The organism is Streptomyces sp. NPDC006624, assembly GCF_040611555.1.
Classification (GTDB): domain Bacteria; phylum Actinomycetota; class Actinomycetes; order Streptomycetales; family Streptomycetaceae; genus Streptomyces.
In genome coordinates this window covers 321,129-344,130 of the sequence record NZ_JBEXOM010000005.1, presented here as the reverse complement: position 1 = coordinate 344,130, position 23,002 = coordinate 321,129, and the positions used below count along the sequence as shown (strand labels likewise).

The window sequence follows — 23,002 nt, the reverse complement described above, 5'->3', positions numbered from 1 at the left end:
TCACCCCGCCCACGGGTTCACCACCACTCCACGTCCCGGTGGTTCGGTCGTTCCCCCCTCCGGCGAGCTCGGAGAATGCCACGCTGACGGTGGTGCGTCGCTCGGAGCAGCGGACGAGGAGGCTGCTCCGGCAGTCACTGCTTCCCGGCGGGCCGACCGCCCACCGTGCCCGTCCTCAGTCGGCCGCCCGCACGCGTGCAGCGGTCCGCTCGGCGAGCGCGCGAACGCTCTTGGCGGCGTTGTCCGAGAGCTCGCCGAGTACGGCGTCTGCGGCGGTGAGGAGGGCACGGGCCTCCTCGGGGCGGCCCGCGTCGGCCAGGGCGAGGGTGAGCCGGTAGTGCTCCTCGGCGATGAAACGGCCGAGGTTGACCCGCTGCCAGTAGCGCAGTGAGTCGTCGCCCGGAGTCGCCAGGGCCTCGCGTACGGCGGCCAGGCTGTCCACCGCCTGCGGCAGCCGGCCCGCCTCCCGTTCCAGGCGGGCGAGGGTGCGCCGGGCCGAGGCCCGGTCCCATGCCGACTCCTGAAGGGCGGCGTACAGGCGCTGGGCGCGCAGCGCCTGGGGAAGGTCGCCGAGATCCTCGAAGTCCTGGGCGAGCGCGCTCAGCGGAGCCGTGGCCAGGGTGTGGGGCGCTTCAGGGCGGCGGAGTGCGCTCTGGTCCATGACGATGCTGTCGAGTTCGCGGATCAGTGTCACCCGCGCGAGGTCCGTCATCCCCTGGTCCCGCGCCAGGTCGGTCCATGTGGCGACCGGCTCGTCCGACGGGTCCGTCCCGAACATCGACTCGTCGAGCTCCCGCGCCCACCGTCGCAACTCCTCAGCGCTGGCACCCGGTTCCGGCATACCGCCCAGGCCGCACGCCGTGTCGAAGTCCGTCTCCCGGACCTCGAGCAGCAGCGGCAGGTCCCCAGTGTCCCCGTGCAGCCCCACCAGCACGGCCGCGAGCCGCAGTTCGTCCGACATCGAGGACCGTGTCTCGTGCCGCAGCAGATGCCGCAGCAGCTCCGGATCGCCCTCGGCGCGGTCGAACTGCGCGGCCCGCAGGGTGAGCCGGCGCCGGACCGGGTCCTCGGCGACTTCACGCCATGCCGTGCGGTCGCCCTCCCGCAGGCGGGCGAGATCGGCGCGGCCCGCCGCGAGCACCGTCTCCCACAGCGGTGGACCGGCCGGGCCCAACCGGTCGTACGCGCAGCCCTCATCCGCGTTGAGCAGGACGAAGTCCGGCTCGGTGCGCAGCAGGGCGGCACGCAGTCTGCCCACCAGCTCGACCGGGGAGCGTTCCGGGAAGCCGAGCCCCGCACGGAGTTCGGCCCGCTCCTCGTCGATTGCGTGGTGCTCACGGATCTCGTCCTCGGTCTCCGCGACGCACGCCAGGATCTTCTCCTCGCCGTCGTCCGGCGACAGACGCGTGTAGCCGCGCCAGCCGGGCAGGCCGATCACCACTTCCAGGGCCTCGTCGACACTGGAGCCGATGATCCCCGCGGCGCCCTCCGAGTCGGCGTAGAGCACCGAGCCGTCCGCGCACACGAAGTACGTGCCGCCGGTGTCGTCCCCGGCCACCGTCTCCAGCGGTCCGCCCGAGGCGAGGCGGACCTCCTCGACATGGCCGTGGGCGGCGCGGTCCAGGTCGAAGTCGAAGGGGCAGGCGGCCAGTTCGGCCAGTCGGCGGTCCCGCCGCAGCAGCCGTAGTGCGTGATCGGTCATGCCGCGGAAAGTAACACCGTCCCGTGACCGCGGATTCGCGGCCCCTGCAGGAGGCCATGCGGACAGGGGTGCGGTCACGGCCGGCGTTTCGGGCGCTCGCCCCGCGGTTGTACGGCGGTGGCAGCCGAGTGGAGGGTCGGGCACGCACCGTGGCTTTCGCACCGCTTCGGTCCGCTTCCCCCGTGCCGGGGACGAGCGCCCGCCCTCCCCCGTACAGCCCTCGCCTGTACACCCGCACCCGTGTGCTTCAGCGCCACTCCAGGAACACCGTGTCGTTGGTCAAGGACTCGGCGGAGACAGGGACCGCGGCCCCTTCCCCCGAGGTCGACACCACCCGGAAGTCACCCAGGCCCACCGGCTGCCCCGAGCGGTCGTTGGGCGAGTGAACGGACGCGATGAACTTCTCACCGTCCGCCGACACCACCATCCCCTCGGCGACCCTCCCGTCGTCCTCGCGGACCACGGCGACGGCGTTCCCCTCGGGACGGCCCCTACGGGCATCCACCGTCCGGAAGGTGCCCGACTGGGTGCGGCACAGCACCCGTTCGTCCGCGACCCAGCCGACGATGCCGACGCACCCACTGAGCAGGGTGGCGGAGCGGCCCGATGCGGCGGTGAGCGGTCCCGAGGAATCCCGGGTGTGGAAGACGTGCCCGTAGATCTTCGGGGCGGTCGCGGTGAGGCGGCGGCCGTCGGGAGCGAGGTGCACCATGTTGGCCTGGACGGCGTGCGGCGGCTTCCCGGTGACGGTCAGGGGTAGGTCGTGCCCGATCGCCGGGCCCTCGTCCGACAGGCGGTGATCCCCCTCGGTGGACCGCGAGCCGATCCTGCGCTCACCGTCGGCGGTGGTGTACGTGAACCACACGCTCCGCCCGTCGGGCGCCATCCCGGCGTTCTGCTCGTCGTCGCCGTTCGCGTCGCTCAGGCGCACGAAGTCGTCGGCGTTGCCGCCGCTCTCCACGTAGCCGGCGTGCGTCGACCTTCCGTCCGCGTCCCGGAGCACCACCGCCATGCGCGTGTACGCCAGGTCGAACAGGGCGCGGACGCGGGGAGTCACGTACTCCAGATCGTCCACGGCGTAGGGCGACGGGCTCTCCGAACTCACTCCGCAGAGGTCCACGAGAGCGCTGTTGACGTTCTTGGCGTCCGGGTGGTTGGTGAACGCGGCGTCGACCGGGATGAAGAAGTTCCGGGTCTCGCGCAGTTTCCACCGCTCGGGATCCCAGGCCTGCACGTTGACCCCGGCGAAGCGGGCGCCCATGCTGCACGTGGCGGTGACGACCGCGCCCTCGCGGGTGAACGGGCTGTCCGGAAGGGTGTATGCGCGGTTGCCCCAGTAGGGCGCCGAGGGACCCGGCTGCGGCGCTTCCTCCTCCTCCGACGGCGAGGAGCCGCACCCCTGGACACACAGGACGGTCAGCACGGCGACGAGGACCGCGACCTTGCTTCTCAGAGCAGGGAGCACATGTTCCCCTCGGGCTTGTCGTGGCAGGACGTCCAGGGAACGGGCCCGAAAACCCAGCTCTGCCCGGGGTTCTCAGGCACGGACTCCGTGCGGATGCGCAGTGGCTCGCCCTTGTCGTCCTTCAGTTGGACCCACCGTCCTTCCGGTCGGTGGGTGTCGTTGTAGTGGACCTGGATGCCCCATTCGCAGGTCTGTCCCCGCGGCGCGATGACCTCCGCCCGGAGTCCGCCCGAGGACTGGCCGTTGCCGACCTCGACGAAGCGGTTGTCGAAATAGGGCTCGCCCTGTCCCTCTGTGTCGTCGGTCAGCACCGGTTCGTCGGCGCGGGGCGGAAGGTGGAGCCGGATGCCCTCGTAGGCGACCCCGCCCTGCGGCGGAAGGCCGATGACGGCCTGCGCGGTGCTCTCCCGGCACGTCAGGTCGGTGACCTTCCAGTCGTTGATGGTCACCGCGTACTGGCGTGTGCTCATCACGGTCATCTTGAACGTGTCCGAGAACTCCATGCGCCCACTGGAGGTCTGTGCCTCGTTGTACCGCTGCGGAGCATGCTCCAGGAACGGCGCGTAGGCGAGCGGACGGCCGCCCAGGGACTTGAGGTAGGAGAAGACGTCCGCACTGGCCTTCATCTTCCGGACCTCATCGTCGGTCAGCGTCCGGTCGAGCACCATCGCCCACTCCCGGGGCTCGCTCTGCTCGGGCTGTACCGACACCGTGAACGGCGGCTGGGAGGCGTCGTACGCCTTGTTGGAGTCGTTCTCCTTGGTGACGCTCGGCCCGATCATGACGTAGGCCAGCAGCGCCCCGCCCAGGCCTCCCAGCACAGCGCTCACCGCCGCCACCGTCAACCACAGCCTCCTCTTGCGCCGGGAGGCGTCGGCAGGCACGCCGAGCACTTCGGGGAGAACCGTCCGGAGACCGTCGTCACCCCCGCTGCCCCCGCCGGTGGACGCCGAAGACGCAGGCGGCACGTCCGGAGGTCGCGTCGGTGAGGGCGGTAAGGGGGCGGGCGGTGCGGTACCGTCCGGGGTCCCGTTCTGCTGCGCCGACCCCGGAGCGGGGCTTCCCCCTGTGTTCCCTGTGGTGTTCGGCCGGGGTTCCGGTGTCCCGCCCGCTGGCGCGGTCGCCGTCATGCCGTCCCCTCACGACGTGGTAGGTGGTGTTCGCGCTCGGCTGCCCGATGTGGGGCCCCGTGCAGAACCCCCGTCGTGCACCAACCGTCCCTCGCCACCCACCATAGGGACAACGGCATTGCCTGTCCGCAGAGTTGACACCTCCCGTTCGAGCCCCACACCGGCACTCCGCCCCATGTACAGCCCTCTCCCATACAGGCGTCGCTGCTGGTGACACGCCGGTCGCCGCCGCCACGCTGACGGCATGCAGGGTCCTTCCCCCCCCCAGCGGCACCGGCCGGTCTCCCCCGGTCCCGCCTCCCCCACCGAGTTCGCCGTGGCGTTCACCTCGACCCCGCGCGGCGCCCGCCTCGCCCGCCTCGCCCGGCTCTACGTCGGGCAGTGTCTGGACTCCTGGGGCCACCCCTACGGCAGCGACGTCAACGAGACGCTGACCCTGATCGCCGCGGAGTTGTGCGCCAACGCCGTACGGCACGGGCACGTCCCCGGACGGGACGTCCACGTCCGGCTGGCCGCCGAGGCGGACGGGCGCCGGCTGCGCCTGGAGGTCTCCGACACCCACGCGGAACGCCTGCCCGCCGTCACCGCTCCCACGGACCCCGAAGGCGAGTCCGGCCGCGGGCTCCTCCTCGTCGCCGCCCTGGCCGACGACTGGGGCGTCACCGACCGCCGTGGCGACCCTGGCAAGTTTGTGTGGGCGTCCGTGAACGTGACCTGCCCTTCCACGGCGTGAAGCCGTCCGCCCCGTCGACGATCCGGCTCCACCGGCGGGTGTGCTCGCGGTGGCCGAGCGCCGGTCGACGGGTGTTCCTCGTCGTTCAGGAAGGGCAGGTGCACATCACCGATGGCCAGGGATACGAGGTCCGCGTCGAGCGCTTCGGCGCTCGGGGTGAAGGTCTCGGGGGCCATCCGGCGACGGCGAGCCGAGCGCGCACGCGTGCCTGCCCTCGCGCTTACCGCGCCCGCCTGCAGACCCACGCCCTCTTATCCCAACGCGGCGCCCATCGCGCGACGAGAGGCTAGGGTTGCGCCTCAAGGGGAGGACATCGAGCGGCCGTTGCACCGCTCGCCGAAGCAACGCGCGGAGACGGCAGCCGGGGCCGCGCCCCGCAGCTCGGCCGACCGCGGAACAGTCTGGGGGAACGCGCCGTGACAGACGCGCCGACACACGCTGCCGACACCGGCACGGACCAAGCCGACGACGCCGCCGACCGGAAGGTCGTCGAGCAGGAGCAGGCCGAGATCAAGGACTTCGTCAAGGGCCTGAGCGCGGACGACATCAGGTCGGGCAACTGGTTCACCAAGCTCGCCGCCCATGCCATGCATTCGTACACCGAGAAGGTTGACTGGCAGTACTTCCAGGACCGGTACGCGGGTGTGCCCGCGGACGCCATCGTGGATCAGCGAATCAAGATGGCGTCCCGGTACGCCGCGCTGGAAGGCGGGCTCTCCGCCGGGGCCTACACGGCGACCGTCGCCGCCACCATCGGAAGCCTGGGGGGTGCCTCACCGGCGACCGTCCCCGCGGCCGTGGCGACCGTGATGGTCGACATCGCGTTCATCACCCAGCTCCAGCTTCGCCTGGCCTACGACATCTCCGTCCTCTACCGGGTCCCGCTCGACGTGCACGACCCCGAGGACCTGTGGAAGCTCATCCGCGTGGCCCTCACCATCAAGAGCGGGGAAGCGGCCAACAAGACCGTGGTCAAAGCGGTCCCCGCCCTGGTGCGACCGCTGGTCAAGCGCTTCTACTCGAAATCGGTGCTCGCCGCCGGGAAGGCGCTCCCCGTCGTCGGGAAGCACCTCCTGCAGCGCAACGTCATCAAGATCGGTATCCCCCTGATCGGCGTCCCCCTCGCCGTCCTGTTGAACCGCTACACCACGCTCCTCGCCGGCCGGCACGCGCGGGCCGTCTTCCGGAACGAGGCGCGGGTGATCGAACTCGCCGAGGGGATGAGCGGGAGCAGTCGGCACCCGCAGTTGATGCTGTGGGTCGCATGGCTCGTCATCAGGGCGAACTCCAAGATCGCGGACGACGAGGCGCTGCTGATGCGGCATCTGGTGCGGCTGGTCCGGGAGCGGCACGAGGTGGTCGACGAACGGCTCGCGCACGTCGTCGACATCGACCCGGCCGAGGTGTGGAAGCGCGTGGACGCCGAGCCGGGTGATCTCAGCGACGTCCTCGACGCGGCGGAGCGCGTGGCCACCGTGGACGGTGACGTCAACTCCCAAGAGAAGGCGGTCCTCGCGCAACTGCGGGAGCGATGCCACCGGGGGTGATCCTGTCGTGCGGCAGCGCTCTCGCACCGCCGTCCAGCACGGACGCGTTCCGGGACGGGACTTCCACGTCCGGCTGGCCGCCGAGGCGGACGGCAGGCCGATGCGCGTGGAGGTCTCCGATACCCGCGCGGAATGCCGGCCCGTCGCCACCACCCCCACGGGTCCCCGACGCCGAGTCCGAGTCCGGCCGCGGCCTCCTCCTCGTCACCGCGTACGTCCCGGACCAGCTCGGGCACCCACTCGAGGAGCCTGCGGATGAAATCGTCGCCACCGTCGTCGTCGCCCCACTTCAGATTCGGCACGGAGCCGTAGTCGGGGGGCTTCTCGATTACCTTCGGCAATGGCTGGACGATCGGTTTCGCCTTCCTCGTCGGATCGTTGACCGCCTCCGCCTTCGCATAGGCATTGGCCGTCGAAGTGAAGCCGACCGCCGCACCGCCGATGCTGACGACGCTCTTGGCCCACACTTCGAGGAAACTATTGCCGATCTTGACGTTCGATGTCACGAACGCCTGGGGCGAGGTGCCGAAACCGCCGGCGTCCGGATACTTGTGCAGATCGTCGAGCAGGGCCTTGGCACCTTTGTCCATCACCGTCTGCTGGCTCGCCACACCACCGGAGACTCGGTGGAGGTCGGACGGCTTGACGTCGATGGTGCCGTTCTGGCCCGGCGGCGGCGTACCCATCAGTCGGCCCCCCAGCGGCGCAGTACCGCCTGGTGCGCTGCCGCATAGTTCATGTGGCTTGTGGTCGCGCACTCGTGCAACCACGTCTGGGCCGCCTGGAGGTCCTGGGCCGAGCGGTCCCACTCGTCGAGCTTGTCGACGAAGACCTCGCGGGCCTCCCCCTCCCAGGACAGCACGACCGGCACGACTCGGTCGTGGAGGTCGTCCAGACTGCTGTTGAGCTTCTTGAGGATGTCCTCCAGTTCTGCGGCGAGCTCTCGGAGGGTGGCGCAGGAGACGGTGATGTGCCCGTCGTCCGCGTTCCCGGTCGGCATATTCCCCCGTATGTGGTGTGGCGGTTGCGGCAAAGATCTCGCCGTGCGGTCAGACGGCAAAAGCTGCTGCGCGGCGGGACGAGCGCGGCCGGCTCCGGGTTCGGCGTCGACAGTTTGTCGACCTCGCTGTCGATGTCCACCTGGATTCGCCGTACTCGCCCTCGGCGCCGGTCGAGCCGAGCGCCGAGTCGACGAAGCGGTCCCGGCCGCCGATCCTGTCGGAGTTCTTCACGTACCAGGGCGGCAGCGTGCCGCTACACCTGGAGCGAGGCACTCCAGGTGTTGCCGGTGTTCGGCACGTCCGGGCGCATGGCTGCTCGCGTCCATTCCGGATATGCGGGGGCACAAGGGTGCCTCCCCCGACCGCGCTCCCCCTCCGCGCCCGCCGAGAAGGAGCCGTCATGGCTTAATTCAGGACGTGAGTTAACCCCTCGGCGGCAGTGTCGTCAAGAGGTTCGGCACACTCTTCGAACTCTCGCCGCACCCCTTGACGCGGCTGTTCCAGAGATGAACCATTCAGCGGCGAGAGAGCGCTCCCAGAACCTCACTCCGTTCACTTCCTGAACCAGGAGAGCCGCCCCATGCCTGCTGACTCCCCGTCGTCCCGCCCGGCCGCGCCGGGCCGCCGTGCCGTTCTCGGTGCCGCCGCGGCCGCCTCCGCGCTCGCGGCCCTGCCCGGCCCGGCCGCGGCCGCCCCCGCCCGGCGCGGGAAGCCGCGCGCCCTGCCCGGCGGGGGCGATCTCGGCCCGAACGTGCTGGTCTTCGACCCGTCGACGCCGGACATCCAGGGCCGTCTCGACGAGGTCTTCCGGCGGCAGGAGTCGGCGCAGTTCGGCACCGGCCGCTACCAGCTGCTGTTCAAGCCCGGCTCCTACCACGGCCTCAACGCGCAGATCGGCTTCTACACCTCCATCTCGGGCCTCGGTCTCTCCCCCGACGACACCACCATCCACGGCGACATCACCGTCGACGCGGGCTGGTTCGGCGGCAACGCCACGCAGAACTTCTGGCGTTCGGCGGAGAACCTCGCGGTCGTCCCCGTCAGCGGCACCAACCGCTGGGCGGTGTCCCAGGCGGCCCCCTTCCGCCGGATGCACGTGCGCGGCAACCTCAACCTCGCCCCGAGCGGCTACGGCTGGTCCAGCGGCGGCTACATCGCCGACAGCCGCATCGACGGCCAGGTGCAGCCGTACTCGCAGCAGCAGTGGTACACCCGGGACAGCGCGATCGGCGGCTGGCTCAACGGCGTGTGGAACATGGTGTTCTCCGGTGTCGAGGGCGCCCCCGCGCAGGGCTTCCCGAACCCTCCCTACACCACGCTGGACACCACACCCGTCTCCCGCGAGAAGCCGTTCCTGTACCTCAGCGGTGACGAGTACCGGGTCTTCCTGCCGGAGAAGCGCACCGACGCCCGCGGCGTCACCTGGGGCAACGGCACCCCGCGCGGCACCTCGCTGCCCCTGTCGCGCTTCTACGTCGCCCGGCCCGGCGTCCCGGCGGCCACCCTGAACCAGGCCCTGGCACAAGGGCTGCACCTGCTGCTGACGCCGGGCATCTACCACCTCGACCAGCCGGTCCGGGTCGAGCGGCCCAACACCGTGGTGCTCGGCCTCGGCTACGCGACGCTCATCCCGGACAACGGCGTCACCGCGCTGCGCGTGGCCGATGTCGGCGGCGTACGGCTGGCCGGTTTCCTCGTCGACGCCGGACCGGTCAACTCCCCCACCCTGCTGGAGATCGGCCCGCGCGGTGCCTCCCGGGACCACTCGGCCAACCCGACCACCGTCCAGGACGTGTTCGTCCGCATCGGCGGAGCGGGCCCCGGCAAGGCCACCACCAGCATGGTCGTCAACAGCCGCCACACCATCGTCGACCACACCTGGGTCTGGCGCGCCGACCACGGCGACGGCGTCGGCTGGGAGACCAACCGCGCCGACTACGGCGTCGTCGTCAACGGCCACGACGTCCTCGCGACCGGGCTGTTCGTCGAGCACTTCAACAAGTACGACGTGCAGTGGTTCGGCGAGCGCGGCCGCACGATCTTCTTCCAGAACGAGAAGGCGTACGACGCGCCGAACCAGGCCGCGATCCAGAACGGTGCGATCAAGGGCTACGCGGCCTACCGGGTCGGGCAGAACGTGACCAGCCACGAGGGCTGGGGCCTGGGCAGCTACTGCTACTACAACGTCGACCCGACGATCGTGCAGCACCACGGCTTCTCGGCGCCCAACCGGCCCGGGGTGCGCTTCCACGATCTGCTCGTGGTGTCGCTGGGCGGCAACGGGCAGTACGAGTGCGTCATCAACGACACGGGGTCGCCGACCTCGGGGACGTCCACCGTGCCGTCGACGCTCGTGTCCTACCCGTAGAGACGGACCGCGCTCGTGTCCTACCCGTAGGAGACGGACCGCGCTCGTGTCTTGCCCGTAGGAGACGGGCCCGGCGTCCAGGAGACGGGTCCGGCGCCCCGGAGGCGGGTACCGCGACGCTGTGGGCACCGGCACCGGCACCGGCACCGGCGGGGCCGGCCAGCCCCTTCCCGTCGCGCGAAGGTCGCGCGGAGGGAAGGGGCCGGCCGCGGTCTCAGCGCACCACCGTCGCCGCGGGCGCCGGCGCGTAGCCGGTGGGCCGGGCCGTGAAGGTGCCCCGGCCCTGGGTGCGGCTGCGCAACCGGGTCGCGTAGCCGAACAGTTCGGCCAGCGGCACGGTGGCGGTGACGACCGCCGCGCCCGCCCGGGTGACCGAGCCGGTCACCCGGCCGCGCCGGGCGGCGAGGTCTCCGAGCACGCCGCCCACCGCGTCCTCGGGCACGGTGACCGTGACCTCGACGACCGGCTCCAGCAGGACCATCGCGCAGGCGTGCAGGGCCTCGCGCAGACCGAGCCGGCCGGCGGTGCGGAACGCCGTGTCCGAGGAGTCCTTCACATGGGTCGCCCCGTCGGTGAGCGTGACGCGCAGCCCGGTCACCGGGTGCCCGCCGAGGGGCCCTTCCGCGAGGGCGTCCCGGCAGCCGGCCTCGACCGCCCGGACGTACTCCTGCGGCACGCGCCCGCCGACGACCGCCGAGCGGAAGGCGAACCCGCCCTCCTCGTACGGCTCCACGTCGAGCACCACCTGCGCGAACTGCCCGGCCCCGCCGTCCTGTTTGACGTGCCGGTACACCAGCCCGGTCACGCCCCGGCCGACGGTCTCGCGGTGACTGACCCGGGGGCGGCCCACGTTGACCTCCAGTCCGAGGTCGCGGCGGAGCTTCTCCACCGCCACCTCCAGGTGCAGTTCGCCCATGCCCGACAGCACGGTCTGGCCGGTCTCCGGGTCCGTCCGCACGGCCAGCGAGGGATCCTCCTCGGTCAGCCGTGCCAGCCCCGACGCCAGACGGTCGGTGTCGCCGGCCCGGCGGCACTCCACCGCCACCGACACCACCGGCTCGGGCACGCCGGGCGGTTCCAGCAGCAGCGGGGCGTCCGGTGCGCACAGCGTCGAGCCCGCGCGCGCCGACTTCAGCCCGACGACGGCGACGATGTCACCGGCGACGGCACGGTCCAGCGGGGCGTGCCGGTCGGCCTGGACGCGCAGGATGCGCCCGATCCGCTCGGTGCGCCGCGCGGTCGCGTCCCACAGGGTGTCCCCCTTCTCGATGGTCCCGGAGTAGATCCGCAGATAGGTCAGCCGTCCGGTCGGTGTGGCGTGCACCTTGAACGCGAGGGCGGCCGTCGGTGCCGCCGGGTCGGCGTGGCGTGCGTGCTCCCGTCCGTCGTGGGTGCCCCGGACCGGCGGCACGTCCAGCGGCGACGGCAGCCAGGCCACGACGGCGTCGAGCAGCGGCTCCACCCCGCGGTTGCGGTACGCGGAGCCGCACAGCACCACCACGCCGTCGCCGCTGCGGGTCAGGTCCCGCAACGCCGAGGAGAGCGTCGGCCCGGACAGCGTGCCGGACTCGCAGAACTCCTCCAGCGCGCCCGGGTGGAGCTCCGCGACGGCCTCCTCCAGCGCCCGGCGGCGGGCGAGGGCCTCGTCGCGCAGGTCAGACGGCACCGGCACGTCCTGCATGGCCTCGTCACCGGTCCACAGCAGTGCGCGCATGCGGACGAGGTCGACGACGCCGGTGAAGGCGTCCTCCGCGCCCACGGGCAACTGCACGACCAGCGGGGCCGGGTGCAGCCGCTGCCGGATCGACGCCACCGCGGCGTCGAGGTCCGCGCCGGCGCGGTCCATCTTGTTGACGAACGCGATCCGCGGTACGCCGTGCCGGTCGGCCTGCCGCCACACCGACTCGCTCTGCGGCTCCACACCTGCGACCGCGTCGAACACGGCCACCGCGCCGTCGAGCACCCGCAGGGCGCGTTCCACCTCGTCGGCGAAGTCGACGTGCCCGGGGGTGTCGATGAGGTTGATCCGGTGGCCGTCCCAGGCGCAGCTCACCGCCGCGGCGAAGATGGTGATGCCCCGGTCCCGCTCCTGCGGGTCGAAGTCGGTGACGGTGGTGCCGTCGTGGACCTCGCCGCGCTTGTGCGTGGTCCCGGTGGCGAACAGGATCCGCTCGGTGACGGTGGTCTTGCCGGCGTCGACGTGGGCGAGGATGCCGAGGTTGCGTACGGCGGCGAGCGGGTGAGGGCTGGGGTTGTGGGTGCGCACGGCCCGTGGCCTTTCGGTGCGATCAGGAAAGGGGCAGCGCGATTGCCGGGGAGGAAGGGGCGGGACCGCGGCCCTGACCGTGGGTCAGGGGCCGTGGAGTCGTCCGGTGCTCGTCCCGGTCAGCCGGTGCCGCCGCGCAGCGGGCACCGGGGCGGCGAGGACACGAGGATCACCTCGTGGAGCGGCAGGGAGACGGCGGCTGCGGTGTGGTCACGCATGGCCGTCTCCCTTCGTCCGTCGCGGCGGTGCCCGGCGCCCAGGATGGTGGGCGGCGCCGGTACGAGCGTGAGTGTAGGGAGGGCGGGGGAGACGGGGCCAGGGATTATTCCGGCGGGGTCGGCGTGTCGTGGGTGCGGTACATCGCCTGTACGTCCAGCGCCAGTTGGACCGTCGGGCCGACGACCGCGATGCCCCGGGCCAGCATGGAACGCCAGTTGAGGGTGTAGTCCTCGCGGTGCAGCTCCGCCGTCGCGAGGGCCGCGCAGCGCAGCTCCTGGTCGTAGCCGCCGTTCACCGTGCCGAGGTAGGTCGTGTCCAGGGACACCGAGCGGCTCACGCCGTGCATCGTCAGGGAGCCCAGCAGGGACCACTTGCTGCCGCCCCGGTAGGCGAAGCGCGTGCTGGTGAAGTCGATGTACGGGAAGCGCTCGACGTCCAGGAAGTCGGCGGACCGCAGGTGGTTGTCGCGGGTGGTGTTGCCGGTGTTGATGCTGGAGGCGTCGATGCGGACCTGCACCCGGGAGCGGGTCATGTCCTGGTCGACCTGGATGCCGCCCTCGAACCGCTCGAACCGGCCGTGCACATGGGCCATGCCGACGTGCTTGGCGATGAAACGGATCGCGGTGTGCGGCGGGTCGAAGAGCCAGGTGCCGGGCGCCGGCAGCTGGAGCGCCTCGGCCGGCTGCAGCCACACGCGCTCGGTGGGGGTCGAGGCACCGGCCTGGACCTCGACGGTCTCGCGGTGCGGCCGCAGGCCCTCGGCCGCGATCAGCAGGCTGTACCGGGCGGGCGGCAGCGCCGCGAGGAAGTAGCCGTACGGGTCGGTCGTCCCGCGGGCGGCGACCCGGTGGCTGTCCAGGGCGGTGACGGTGACGTCGGCGGCGGCCAGGGGCGAGCCCATCGGGTCGACGACCTCACGGGCCACGGCGCCGGCACCGGCCGGCAGGGGGAGGGCGAGGCCCGCCGCTGCGGCGGGGTCGCTCTTGAGCCACCGGCGCCGGAGCAGTGCGAGGGCCATGTGGTTCACCTTTCTTCGGGTGGCACGGCCGTGCGGGCGCGTCCGAGCGCATGCCGACGGCCGCGACCTTGCTACGGTCACGCCCCCCTTGTCGATCTTGACGCCCCGGGCTCGGCCGTGGGTGTCTCAATACGAGACAGTCGCCGCGGGACGGCGCGGGCACCGTCCGCCCTCTCTCGCTCTCTCGCTACCTCGCTCTCTCGCCACCTCGCTACCTCGCTACCTCGCTACCTCGCTACCTCGCTACGGCGGGCCTCCCCCGTACGCCGCCCGCAGCACCGCCAGGGCGTCCTCCACCGTCACCGGGCGGGGGTTGGCGTACGGCTCGCCCGCCGCCGACCTGGCCGTCGGTGCCAGGCCGGCCTCCGTGAGGCCGAGTGCGGCGAGGGAGCGGGACGCGCCGAGGCGGCCCGTCAGGTCCCACAGGGCGCGGGGCACGTCGTCGGCGCCGAGGGCGCGGCGGAGCACGCTCAACGCCCCTATGGCAGCGGGTGCGTTGAAGGCGAGGGCGTAGGGCAGGAGCACGGTGTGGGTCTCGGCGTGCGGCAGTCCGAAGGTGCCGCCCAGGACGTGGCACAGCTTGTGGTGCAGCCCCATGGTGGTGGCGCCCAGGCAAGCGCCGCAGAGCCATGCCGCGTACAGCGCCCGGCCGCGCGCGTCCTCGTCCCGCGGGTGTTCGGCCAGCCGGGGCAGGGCCTGCGTCATGGCCCGTACGCCCTCCTTGGCCATGAGCGATGTCAGGGGTGAGGCGTCCGGGGCGTACAGCGCCTCCACCGCGTGCGCGAGGGCGTTGACACCGCTGGTCACGGTCAGCGGCACGGGCAGCCCGAGGGTGAGCCGGGGGTCGTAGACGACGCTGCGCGGCTGGACGGCGGGGTCGCGGCCGGTGCGCTTGGTGCCCCGCTCGGTCAGTCCCCACACCGGGGTCATCTCGGAGCCCGAGTAGGTCGACGGTACGGCGATCAACGGCAGCCCGGTCCGCAGGGCGATCGCCTTGCCCAGGCCGATCGCGGAGCCTCCGCCGACGGCGACGCAGCCGTCCGCCCCGGCCGCCCGCGCGGCGGCGACGGCCCGGTCGGCGTCTTCGACGGGTACGTGCATCCGGGCCTCGGCGTGCACGCCCGCGCAGCGGTCGCCGAGGGCGTCCGCGATCTCCCGGGCCGTCGGCTCGCCCCGGCTGCCGCACACGACGAGCAGTCTGCGCAGCCCCAGCCGCGCGGCCTCGTCCGGGGTGGCGGTGACGGCCGCGCCGGGGCGGAAGACGACCCGCACGGGCCGCGTCTCGTAGGTGAACTCCTGCTGGAACATCAGGAACTCCGCTCCAGGACGAGGTCGAAGCGCGCGTGCCGGAAGGGGTTCGGCACGCCGAACTCCCGGGCCAGGGCGGGGTCGTCCGTCTCCGCGAAGTCCTGGACCAGGCTCTCCTTCACGGCGAACACCGCGTCGGAGTCCAGGTGTTCGTCGCCGGCCACGAAGATGTGCGTGGTGACCGGGGTGTGCCCCTCCGCCGAGGCGATGAAGTGGATGTGGGCCGGCCGGTAGGGGTGCCGCCCGGTCGCGCGCAGCAGGTCGCCGACGGGGCCGTCGGTGGGGATCGGGTACGGCGCCGGGACGCAGGTGCGGAACCAGAAGCGGCCCTCGGTGTCCGCCGTGAACAGCCCGCGTCCGTTGCCCGCGGGCTGGACGCCGGGCTGCTGGACGTCGTAGAAGCCCTGGTCGTCGGCCTGCCAGACATCGACGACGGCGCCGGGCAGGGGCGTGCCGTCCGCGGCGCGCACCCGGCCGCTGACCACGCAGGGTTCGCCGCCGCCGACCAGGTCGATGTCGTCACCGAGCTCCCGGACCGGTGACTCGGTCATGTGGAACGGGCCGAGCACGGTCGACTCCGTGGCTCCGGGGGCGCGGTCCTGGTGGAGGGTCTCCAGGAGCGTGGACAGGCCGAGCACGTCGGACAGGAGGATGAACTCCTGCCGGGTGCCGGTGCAGGCCTGCCCGGTCACCGTGAGGAAGGCGATCGCCCGCTCCCATTCCTGGCGGGTGAGCCGGGTCTCGCGCGTGAAGTCGTGCAGATGCCGGATCAGGGCGGTGAGCAGCTCGCGCAGCCGCGGGTCGGCGGTCCCGTCGAGACTGGCGACGGCCTGCTCGGTGACGCTGGTCCCGGTGGTGTCACGGGGTCCGGTTGCGTCGCTGGTGATCCCAGCTCCTCGTCGTCGACGTCCCGCTGTCGCGTCGCTGGTCATCCCGGCTCCTCGTCGTCGACGTCCCGCTTCTTTCATGATGGCGCGCGCTCAGGCGTGCCCGAGGATCCGCCGCAGCGCATCCGCGAGCAGGTCCCCGGCGCTCTCGGGCGCGGCGGCCGGGTGCCGGAAGGCGACGAAGCCGTCCGGGCGTACGAGCAGCGCGCCCGCGTCGGGGATCTCGCGCAGCCGCGCCCAGTCGCCGTACGGGTCCTCGTACCGCTGCCCCGGTCCGATGACCACGGTCGCGATGTCGACGTCCTGCTCCCGGGCGGCCCGTACCCAGGCCTCTCCCCCGATGCCGGTCAGCAGGGTGAAGCGGCCCCGGCCGGCGGTGTCGAGGGTGGAGAGCGTGCGGGTGCCGGAGGTGATCCAGGCGTGCGGGAGCCGGGCGCCGGGGCGGGTGGACGGCTGGTGGTACAGCTCGGGGTCGCGGGGGAAACCGGGGTCGGGGGTGCCGTCCGGGACGATCGCGCCGGAGGTGTAGCGCTGGTTGAGGTCGACGCCGTGCGCGTTGAACTCGTACACCTTGGAGGCGATCGCCTCGCGCAGCGCGGCACGCTGCTTCTCGGCGCCGCCGGTGGCGTCCTTGCGGGCGGCGATGTTGGCCCACAGCTGCTCGGGGGTCTGCGGGGCGAGCCCGTCGAGGGCCTCGAAGACGGGGGCGGTCTCGCGGATGGACCGGTTGGCGCGGGTGACGATCTGCCGTCCGACCGGGGCGCGTTCGGCGGTGTAGCTGTCGAGGAGCCGGGAGTGGGCGGTGCCGTCGAGGACGAGCCCGAGCTTCCAGGCGAGGTTGTAGGCGTCCTGGATCGAGGTGTTGGAGCCGAGTCCGTTGGACGGCGGGTGCCGGTGCACGGCGTCACCGGCGCAGAGCACCCGGCCGTTGGCGTAGGTCTCGGCGTACATCTCGTTGACGGTCCACGCCGAGGACGAGGTGACCTTGACGGGGATCTCGTCGTCGCCGACGAGTTTCCGGACGATCGACTCGGCGTACTCGGTGGTGAGGTCGGGGGCGCCCGCGGTGACGTCGTAGCCCCACACGATCAGCCACTCGCTCCACGGCCGCACGCAGCGCACCAGGCCCGCGCCGATGCCGCCGACCGTGGCGCCCGGGGCGAGCACCCAGTAGAGCGTGGCGGGGCGGTGCGCGGTGTACTGCGCCAGGTCCGCCTCGAAGACGATGTTGATGCTGCCCGCCACGCCCATCTGGCCGCCCATCGGCAGCCCGGCGTCCCGGGCGACCCGGGAGCGCCCGCCGTCGGCTCCGATCAGGTACCTGGCGCGGATCTCGTAGGTGTCGCCGCGCAGCCGGTCGCGGACGGTGGCGGTGACGCCGTCGGCGTCCTGGGTGTGGGAGAGGTACTCGGTCTCGAAGCGCAGCCGGGTGCCGCGGGCGACGGCCGCGTTCACCAGGACCGGTTCCATGAGGTGCTGCGGCATGTCGCACATGCGGGTGGGACTGGCGAGTTCGTGCTCGGCCTGCACGAGCGGGTCGTTGCCCCAGGAGCGCACCCGGCCCAGTTCCTCGCCCGCCAGGCTGGTGCAGAACGTGGTGTTCCCCATCAGGTGCTGCGGGGTGGCCCGCGCGACGACCTCCTCCTCCACGCCGAGGTCGCGCAGCACCTCCATGGTGCGCTGGTTGGTGATGTGCGCGCGGGGGGTGTCGGCGAGGCTCGCGTAGCGGGTGACGACGATGTTGGGCACGCCGTAGGTGCTCAGGGCGAGCGCGGCAGAGGCACCGGCCGGGCCGCTGCCCACGATCAGGACGTCGGTTTCGACGACGGGGGACACGGGGCGCTCCTGCGAGGGTTGGGCGTCGGGCGTCGGGCGCGGGGAGGGCTACGGCGTTGGGGGCGGGGGTTGGGCGGCACGGGTTGGGCGTTGGGCGTTGGGCGTTGGGCGTTGGGCGTTGGGCGTTGGGCGTTGGGCGTTGGGCGTTGGGCGTTGGGCGTTCACGATGATGGTGTGTCCGGTCCGTTCGCGGGTGTCTCATTACGAGACATCGCCGGGCAGGCCGGACCCGCAGTTGTTTCCCCTTCAACTGAACCCGCTACGGTGTCCAGTGCCGTGACCACCGCAGAGCCCTCCCCCACAGCCACGCCCCTGCCCTCACCGTCCCCCGTGTCCGCCGTACCCTCCACGCCTTCCGTGCCCTCCGTGCCCTCCGTGCCCTCCGTGCATTCGATGTCTTCCCTGTCTTCCCTGCGTCTCGCCCGTGAGCGGTTCCTGTCGGGGCGTCCGGTGCCGAGGGACGTGCCGGAGGAGATCGTCGCGGCGTGGCGACGGGCCCGCTTCTTCGGCGTGCCGCACGACTTGGAGGGACCGGCAGCGGATCCCGTACCGCCGCGGGAGTCGGCGCTGCTCGCCGCCGCCCGGCCGGTGCTGGACCGGATCGTCCCCGCCCTCGATCCCGGCCGGTCGCTCCTCGTCCTGACCGATGAGCGGCTGCGCGTGCTGTGGACGGCGGGGAGCGTGCCGGGGCTCGACGAGTGCGCGGTCCTGTCGGAGCGGGAGGTCGGCCACAACAGTGCCGCCCTCGCCCTGCACACCCGCCGCCGCGGTGAGGTGCACGGGCCCGAGCACTTCCTCGACCGGTGGCAGGACGTGTCCGCGGTGAGCGTCCCGCTGCTCGCCCCGGAGGGGGCGCGGGCGCTCGGCACCCTGTCCGTCGTGACGCCGCTGTGCCCCGCGCGGGGACCGCACCCGCAGGCGGCGCTCCTGGAGGCGACGGCCGTGGCCGTCGAGACGGAGGCGCGGGCCCGGGCGGGGCGGGCGGAACGGGTGTTGCTGGAGGCGTATCTGCGGGCCGGCCGGGAGCGGGCCGTGGCGGCGCTCGACGGCCGCAACCGACTGGTCAGCGCGGCGGCGCAGCGGTTGCTGACGCCGGAGGTGCTGCGGGTTCTGGAGCGTACGGCGGTGGCTGCGAGGAGTCGCGCTCCCGGACACCCGGAACGGCCGGACGAGGGCGCGGTCTCACGGCGCGTGGCGTTGCCGGAGGGAGCCGGGTGCGCCGCCCGCGTCACCCCGGTCCGTCTCGACGGCACGGTCATCGGAATCGTCGCCGTCCTGGAACCGCTCGACGAGCCGGCGTCCACGCCCGCACCGGTCCCTCCCGCGCCGCCGGTCGCGCTGACCGGCTCCTCGGTCCCGTGGCGGCATGCCGTAGGACGTGCCGTCGAACTGGCGCGCTCCCGGGAACCACTGCTGCTGACCGGCGAACGGGGCACCGGCAAGTCCGCCCTGGCCCGGCAGGTGCTGGGCCAGGAGGCGCTCCTGGTCGCCGACGCCGCGCGGGACCCCGGGCTGGAACACGTCCTGCCCCTCCGGCGGGACGGCCGCCCGCTCCTGCTCACGCACGCCGAGCGCCTGGCGCAGCCCGGCGTGGCCGCGCTCAACTCCCTGCTGGACGACCGCCCGGACACGCCGCTCCTGGTCACCTACACCCCCGGCGCCCCGGTCGGTCCCTGTCTGCAGCGTCTGCTGGACAAGCTCTCCGCCCGCTCGGTGACGCTGCCCCCGCTGCGGGAACGCACCGAGGACATAGGGGAACTGCTGCCCGCGCTCGCGCCCCGGCCGGCGCCCGGGCGGCCGCCGCTGACCTGGACCCTGGACGCGCTGCGCGCGCTCGAGCTGTACTCGTGGCCCGGGAACGTCACGGAGCTGGCGCATGTCGTCCGTGCCCTGGCGGAGCACCGGCGGCTCACCGGTCCGGTGCGTCGCGCGGAGCTGCCGGACGCCGTGCGGGAGGGACCCGCGGCACGTCCCCTCAGCCCGATGGAGAGCGCCGAGCGCGCCACCATCCTGGAGGCGCTGCGCCGTCACGGCGGCAACAAGGCCCGTGCGGCGGCGGCGCTGGGGATCGGCAGGGCGACGCTCTACCGCAAGCTGCGGGGCTACCGGGGGGACCGGGGGTGAGGGCGGATCCGGAGGCGGAGACGGGGCACCAGGCGTCCCGTACATCCCGCACATCACACAGCTCGGGTACATCCCGCGCATCATCACACAGCTCGGGCGGGCCGGGATTTCTCCCGACCCGCCCGAGCTGGTCTGTGTCCGAGGGGGGACTTGAACCCCCACGCCCGATAAAGGGCACTAGCACCTCAAGCTAGCGCGTCTGCCATTCCGCCACCCGGACGAGGTGTCCGCCGCCTTGCCAGGGCTGGCCCCGGCGGCGACATGGACAACCATACCAAGGTTTCGCAGTGCCTTTCACCTGCGTTTCCTTGCACAGGGCGGGGGTGCGGGACCTCGTGCGGCGATGCCCCTATGGTCACACCATGAGTGACTGGATGGTTGCGCAGAGTTCTCCCGCCAGGCGCCGGCCGCGTGCGTTGTCGCCGTTCCAGGAGCATCTGCGGGACACGTTCTGGTTCGCCCCGACCGCCGCGATGGTGAGCGTCTTCGTGGTCTGGGTGGCGGCTCAGGCGCTCGACACGGCCATCGTCGGGGCGCTGCGGGAGGACGGCGACTACGAGGCGCTCGACGAGCTGCTGCGGTTCGCGGAGGACGCGAAGGCCGTGGTGACCGCGGTCGGCTCGGCCATGATGACCTTCATCGGTGTGGTCTTCAGCATCTCGCTGGTGGCCGTGCAGATGGCGAGCGGGCAGTTCACACCGCGGGTGGTGCGGTTGTTCGTCCGCAGCCGGATCACCAAGGCGACCTTCGCGGTCTTCCTGGCGACGTTCGTGCTGACCCTGCTGGTCCTGACGTCCTTCGACACCGTCGACGACCCCCGGAAGGTGACGACGCTGCCCTTGGTGCAGTCGGTCCTCACGCTCTGCATGGTCGCGCTGAGTCTGCTGCTGTTCGTGCTGTACGTGAACTCCACCCTGCGGCTGATGCGGATCAGCCATGTGATCGCCCGGATCGCCGCGGAGTCCTTCCGGGTGGTCGCCTCCATGCCCGGGCAGGGCGACGGGCGGGATGCGCCAAGTCTCGGTCCCGTCACCGCGTGGGTGCCGCACGAGGGCGGGGCGGGGGTGCTGCGGGACGTGCACATCGCGCGGCTGCTGCGGGTGGCCCGCAAGCACGGTGTCGTGCTGCGGCTGATCCCGCGGATCGGGGACTTCGTGGTGCCGGGCACGCCCCTGCTGGCGGTCCACGGCGGGGCCGCACCGCCGCGCGGCGCGCTGCGCCGCACCGCGTCGGTCGGGGTGGAGCGGACCTACCACCAGGATCTCGGCTTCGGGCTGCGGCAGTTGTCCGACATCGCGCTGCGCGCCCTGTCGCCCGCGATCAACGATCCGACGACGGCGGTCCAGGCGCTGGACCGCATCGTCCAGCTCCTGGCGGCGCTGAGCCGCTGTCCGCTGGACACCGCCCTGCACCGTGACCGGGGCGGGACGGTTCGGCTGGTGCGGCCCGTGCCCGGGTGGAGCGCGTTGGTGGACCTCGGGTTCGCGGAGGTGCGCGGGTGTGCCGCCGGGAGCCCGCAGGTGTCGCGCCGCATGCTGGCCGGGCTGGACGATCTGCTGCTGCTCGCGCCGCCCGGCCGGCGGGAACCGCTGCTGCGCCACCGCGCACTGCTGTGCCAGGCGGTCGACCGGACCGTCCCGAGCCCGGCGGACCGCGCGTTCGCCCAGCGCCCGGACCGGCAGGGCATCGGCTGACCGGATCACTGACACACGGGCACGCCGACTCACCGGCACACCGGCACACCGGCACACCGGCACACCGGCACACCGGCACACCGGCACACCGACTCACCGACTCACCGACTCACCGACGACGGAAGCAACTGGTACTCCGGAAAGTTCCCCGGCAGCCACTCCCCCGCCGGTCCCTGTGTGACCGCGCGCACCAGCAGTTCCCCGCCGACGAACGCGCCGCGCCAGGACGCCCCGAGTCCGCCGAACAGTTCGTCGCGGTCGCCGCGGGAACGGGGCCGGCCGTGGCCGACCTTGAACGCGCGGATCTGCGGGGCGAGCCGCTCGTAGGTGGCCCGGTCGTCCGTGGACAGCGTGGCGACCAGCGCCCCGTTGGAGGCGTTCATCGCGGCGAGCAGCTCCGCCTCCGTGTCGACCAGGACGATCGTGTCGACCGGGCCGAACGGTTCCGCGTGGTGCAGTGGTGAGGACCGCGGCGGGTTGAGGAGCGTGACCGGCTGGACGTAGGCCGAGGTGTCCTGGCCGGGCAGGAAGCGGGCGCCGGCCGGGCTGCCGCGGTGCAGCGGGACCGCGCCGCGTTCGACCGCCTCGGCGATCTGGTCTCGCAGCTCCTTCGCCTTGGCCGCGTTGACCACCGGCCCGAAGTCCAGCTCCGGGTAGGGGTCGTCGGGCTGTTCGACGGCGAGCGGATGGCCGACCCGCAGTGCGCGGACCGCCGGGAGGTACGCCGCCAGGAACGCGTCGAACAGCTGCCGCTGGACGACGAAGCGCGGGTACGCCGTGCAGCGCTGCTTGCCGTAGTCGAAGAGCTTGGGGATCACCGCGGTGAGGGCGTCCCAGTCCGAGTGGTTCCAGATGCCCCAGGTGTTGAGTCCCTCCTGTTCGAGGACGTGTCGTTTGCCGAGGTCGGTGACGGCTGTGGCCACCGCGGCGCCGGTGTCGCGGCCGCCGACGAAGGAGACGCAGCCGATCTCGGGCGCCCGCACCAGCGCCCGGGACAGCTCGCCTCCGCTGCCGCTGACCAGGGTCACCGGAACGCCCTCGCGGGCGGCGAGCGCGCAGGCCAGGGTCAGGCAGGCGACACCACCGTCGGTCGGGGTCTTGGCGATGACCGCGTTGCCCGCCAGTGCCTGCACCAGCATCGCGTGAACGAGCACGCTCATCGGGTAGTTCCAGCTGGCGATGTTGGACACCGGGCCGTCCAGCGGGGCCCGGCCGGCGAGCATCGGCTCGATGCCGTCGACGTACCAGCGGACCCCGTCGACGGCGCGGTCGACGTCCGCCTGCGCGAGCCGCCAGGGCTTGCCGATCTCCCAGAGGAGCAGCAGGGCGAGCAGTTCGCGGTGGGCGGTGAGCGCGTCGAGGGTGGCCGCGACGCGGGCCCGGCGTTCCTCCAGTGGCAGGTGCCGCCAGGCGCGGTGCTGGTCGAGTGCCGCGCGCACGGCCCGGTGGGCGGTGTCCCCGTCCAGGCGCGGCGGGCCGGCCACGGGGCTGCCGTCGACGGGGCTGACGGCGGGCAGCACCCGGCCGTCCTCCCGCCAGGCGCCGTTCCAGAGGTTGAGGACCCGGTCGTCGCGGAAGGCCTCGGGCGCGGCGGCGAGGCAGCGTCGCCACGCGTCGGGCCAGGACGTGCCGGTCTTGAGGGTGAGGGTGGGTGTCATGCGGTCGCTCCGCTCTCGGTGCGCGGTCGGGGGCGGAAGGGCACGG

Annotated in this window: 15 protein-coding genes, 1 tRNA gene and 2 pseudogenes; 5 read left to right on the top strand and 13 right to left on the bottom strand. The window is 72.6% G+C overall.

Annotation, left to right across the window (positions count from 1 at the left end; all coding sequences use genetic code 11):
- Positions 1-175: 175 nt before the first annotated feature.
- The 3 genes from ABZY20_RS12260 to ABZY20_RS12250 all read right to left on the bottom strand — a co-directional run bounded on the left by ABZY20_RS12260 (position 176) and on the right by ABZY20_RS12250 (position 3,997).
- Positions 176-1,702 (bottom strand): hypothetical protein, encoded by a 1,527-nt coding sequence (locus ABZY20_RS12260; protein ID WP_356440385.1) that lies wholly within the window; start codon positions 1,700-1,702, stop codon positions 176-178.
- A 247-nt stretch (positions 1,703-1,949) separates the two neighbouring features.
- Complete coding sequence (locus tag ABZY20_RS12255) at positions 1,950-3,167, bottom strand: hypothetical protein (RefSeq protein ID WP_356440383.1); 1,218 nt, start codon at positions 3,165-3,167, stop codon at positions 1,950-1,952.
- Complete coding sequence (locus tag ABZY20_RS12250) at positions 3,152-3,997, bottom strand: hypothetical protein (RefSeq protein WP_356440380.1); 846 nt, start codon at positions 3,995-3,997, stop codon at positions 3,152-3,154. Before ABZY20_RS12250 ends, ABZY20_RS12255 begins: the two co-directional genes overlap by 16 nt.
- A gap of 544 nt (positions 3,998-4,541) precedes the next feature.
- Between ABZY20_RS12250 and ABZY20_RS12245 the strand changes: the two genes are divergently transcribed.
- Positions 4,542-5,030, top strand: coding sequence for an ATP-binding protein (locus ABZY20_RS12245; RefSeq protein ID WP_356440377.1), 489 nt, complete (start codon positions 4,542-4,544; stop codon positions 5,028-5,030).
- On the opposite strand, the pseudogene ABZY20_RS12240 reads toward ABZY20_RS12245, so the two are convergent.
- Positions 5,029-5,206, bottom strand: a pseudogene (locus tag ABZY20_RS12240) (FMN reductase); the annotation flags it as partial. The gene ABZY20_RS12245 and the pseudogene ABZY20_RS12240 overlap by 2 nt on opposite strands.
- A gap of 240 nt (positions 5,207-5,446) precedes the next feature.
- Here ABZY20_RS12240 and ABZY20_RS12235 point away from each other — a divergent pair.
- Positions 5,447-6,577 (top strand): hypothetical protein, encoded by a 1,131-nt coding sequence (locus ABZY20_RS12235; RefSeq protein WP_356440374.1) that lies wholly within the window; start codon positions 5,447-5,449, stop codon positions 6,575-6,577.
- A 685-nt stretch (positions 6,578-7,262) separates the two neighbouring features.
- Here the strand turns inward: ABZY20_RS12235 and ABZY20_RS12230 are convergent.
- Positions 7,263-7,577, bottom strand: coding sequence for a WXG100 family type VII secretion target (locus ABZY20_RS12230; RefSeq protein WP_356440371.1), 315 nt, complete (start codon positions 7,575-7,577; stop codon positions 7,263-7,265).
- 154 nt (positions 7,578-7,731) lie between these two features.
- Positions 7,732-7,882, bottom strand: a pseudogene (locus tag ABZY20_RS12225) (sugar ABC transporter substrate-binding protein); the annotation flags it as partial.
- Between the two features lie 276 nt (positions 7,883-8,158).
- On the opposite strand from ABZY20_RS12225, the gene ABZY20_RS12220 reads away from it, so the two are divergent.
- Positions 8,159-9,946, top strand: a complete 1,788-nt coding sequence (locus ABZY20_RS12220) for a coagulation factor 5/8 type domain-containing protein (RefSeq protein WP_356440369.1) — start codon at positions 8,159-8,161, stop codon at positions 9,944-9,946.
- Positions 9,947-10,160: 214 nt separating this feature from the next.
- Here ABZY20_RS12220 and fusA read toward each other — a convergent pair whose 3' ends face one another.
- From fusA to ABZY20_RS12195, 5 genes are all read right to left on the bottom strand, one after another.
- Positions 10,161-12,212: an elongation factor G gene (gene fusA, locus ABZY20_RS12215; protein ID WP_356440367.1), complete on the bottom strand. Its 2,052-nt coding sequence runs from the start codon at positions 12,210-12,212 to the stop codon at positions 10,161-10,163.
- Positions 12,213-12,534: 322 nt separating this feature from the next.
- Positions 12,535-13,449, bottom strand: a complete 915-nt coding sequence (locus ABZY20_RS12210; RefSeq protein WP_356440365.1) for a YceI family protein — start codon at positions 13,447-13,449, stop codon at positions 12,535-12,537.
- A 243-nt stretch (positions 13,450-13,692) separates the two neighbouring features.
- Entirely contained in the window at positions 13,693-14,757 is a 1,065-nt protein-coding gene (locus tag ABZY20_RS12205; protein WP_356440363.1) for a maleylacetate reductase, read from the bottom strand.
- The gene (locus tag ABZY20_RS12200) at positions 14,757-15,689 is read right to left on the bottom strand and encodes an intradiol ring-cleavage dioxygenase (RefSeq protein WP_356440361.1); all 933 of its coding nucleotides are present in this window, start codon (positions 15,687-15,689) and stop codon (positions 14,757-14,759) included. Before ABZY20_RS12200 ends, ABZY20_RS12205 begins: the two co-directional genes overlap by 1 nt.
- A gap of 48 nt (positions 15,690-15,737) precedes the next feature.
- Positions 15,738-17,480: an FAD-dependent monooxygenase gene (locus ABZY20_RS12195; protein ID WP_356440359.1), complete on the bottom strand. Its 1,743-nt coding sequence runs from the start codon at positions 17,478-17,480 to the stop codon at positions 15,738-15,740.
- 393 nt (positions 17,481-17,873) lie between these two features.
- Between ABZY20_RS12195 and ABZY20_RS12190 the strand changes: the two genes are divergently transcribed.
- The gene (locus ABZY20_RS12190; protein ID WP_356440357.1) at positions 17,874-19,604 is read left to right on the top strand and encodes a helix-turn-helix domain-containing protein; all 1,731 of its coding nucleotides are present in this window, start codon (positions 17,874-17,876) and stop codon (positions 19,602-19,604) included.
- 135 nt (positions 19,605-19,739) lie between these two features.
- Here the strand turns inward: ABZY20_RS12190 and ABZY20_RS12185 are convergent.
- Positions 19,740-19,824: transfer RNA gene (locus tag ABZY20_RS12185), tRNA-Leu, on the bottom strand.
- Positions 19,825-19,966: 142 nt separating this feature from the next.
- Here ABZY20_RS12185 and ABZY20_RS12180 point away from each other — a divergent pair.
- Positions 19,967-21,298, top strand: a complete 1,332-nt coding sequence (locus ABZY20_RS12180) for a DUF2254 domain-containing protein (protein ID WP_356440355.1) — start codon at positions 19,967-19,969, stop codon at positions 21,296-21,298.
- A 101-nt stretch (positions 21,299-21,399) separates the two neighbouring features.
- On the opposite strand, the gene ABZY20_RS12175 is transcribed toward ABZY20_RS12180, so the two are convergent.
- Positions 21,400-22,956: an aldehyde dehydrogenase family protein gene (locus ABZY20_RS12175; RefSeq protein WP_356440354.1), complete on the bottom strand. Its 1,557-nt coding sequence runs from the start codon at positions 22,954-22,956 to the stop codon at positions 21,400-21,402.
- Positions 22,957-23,002 lie beyond the last annotated feature (46 nt).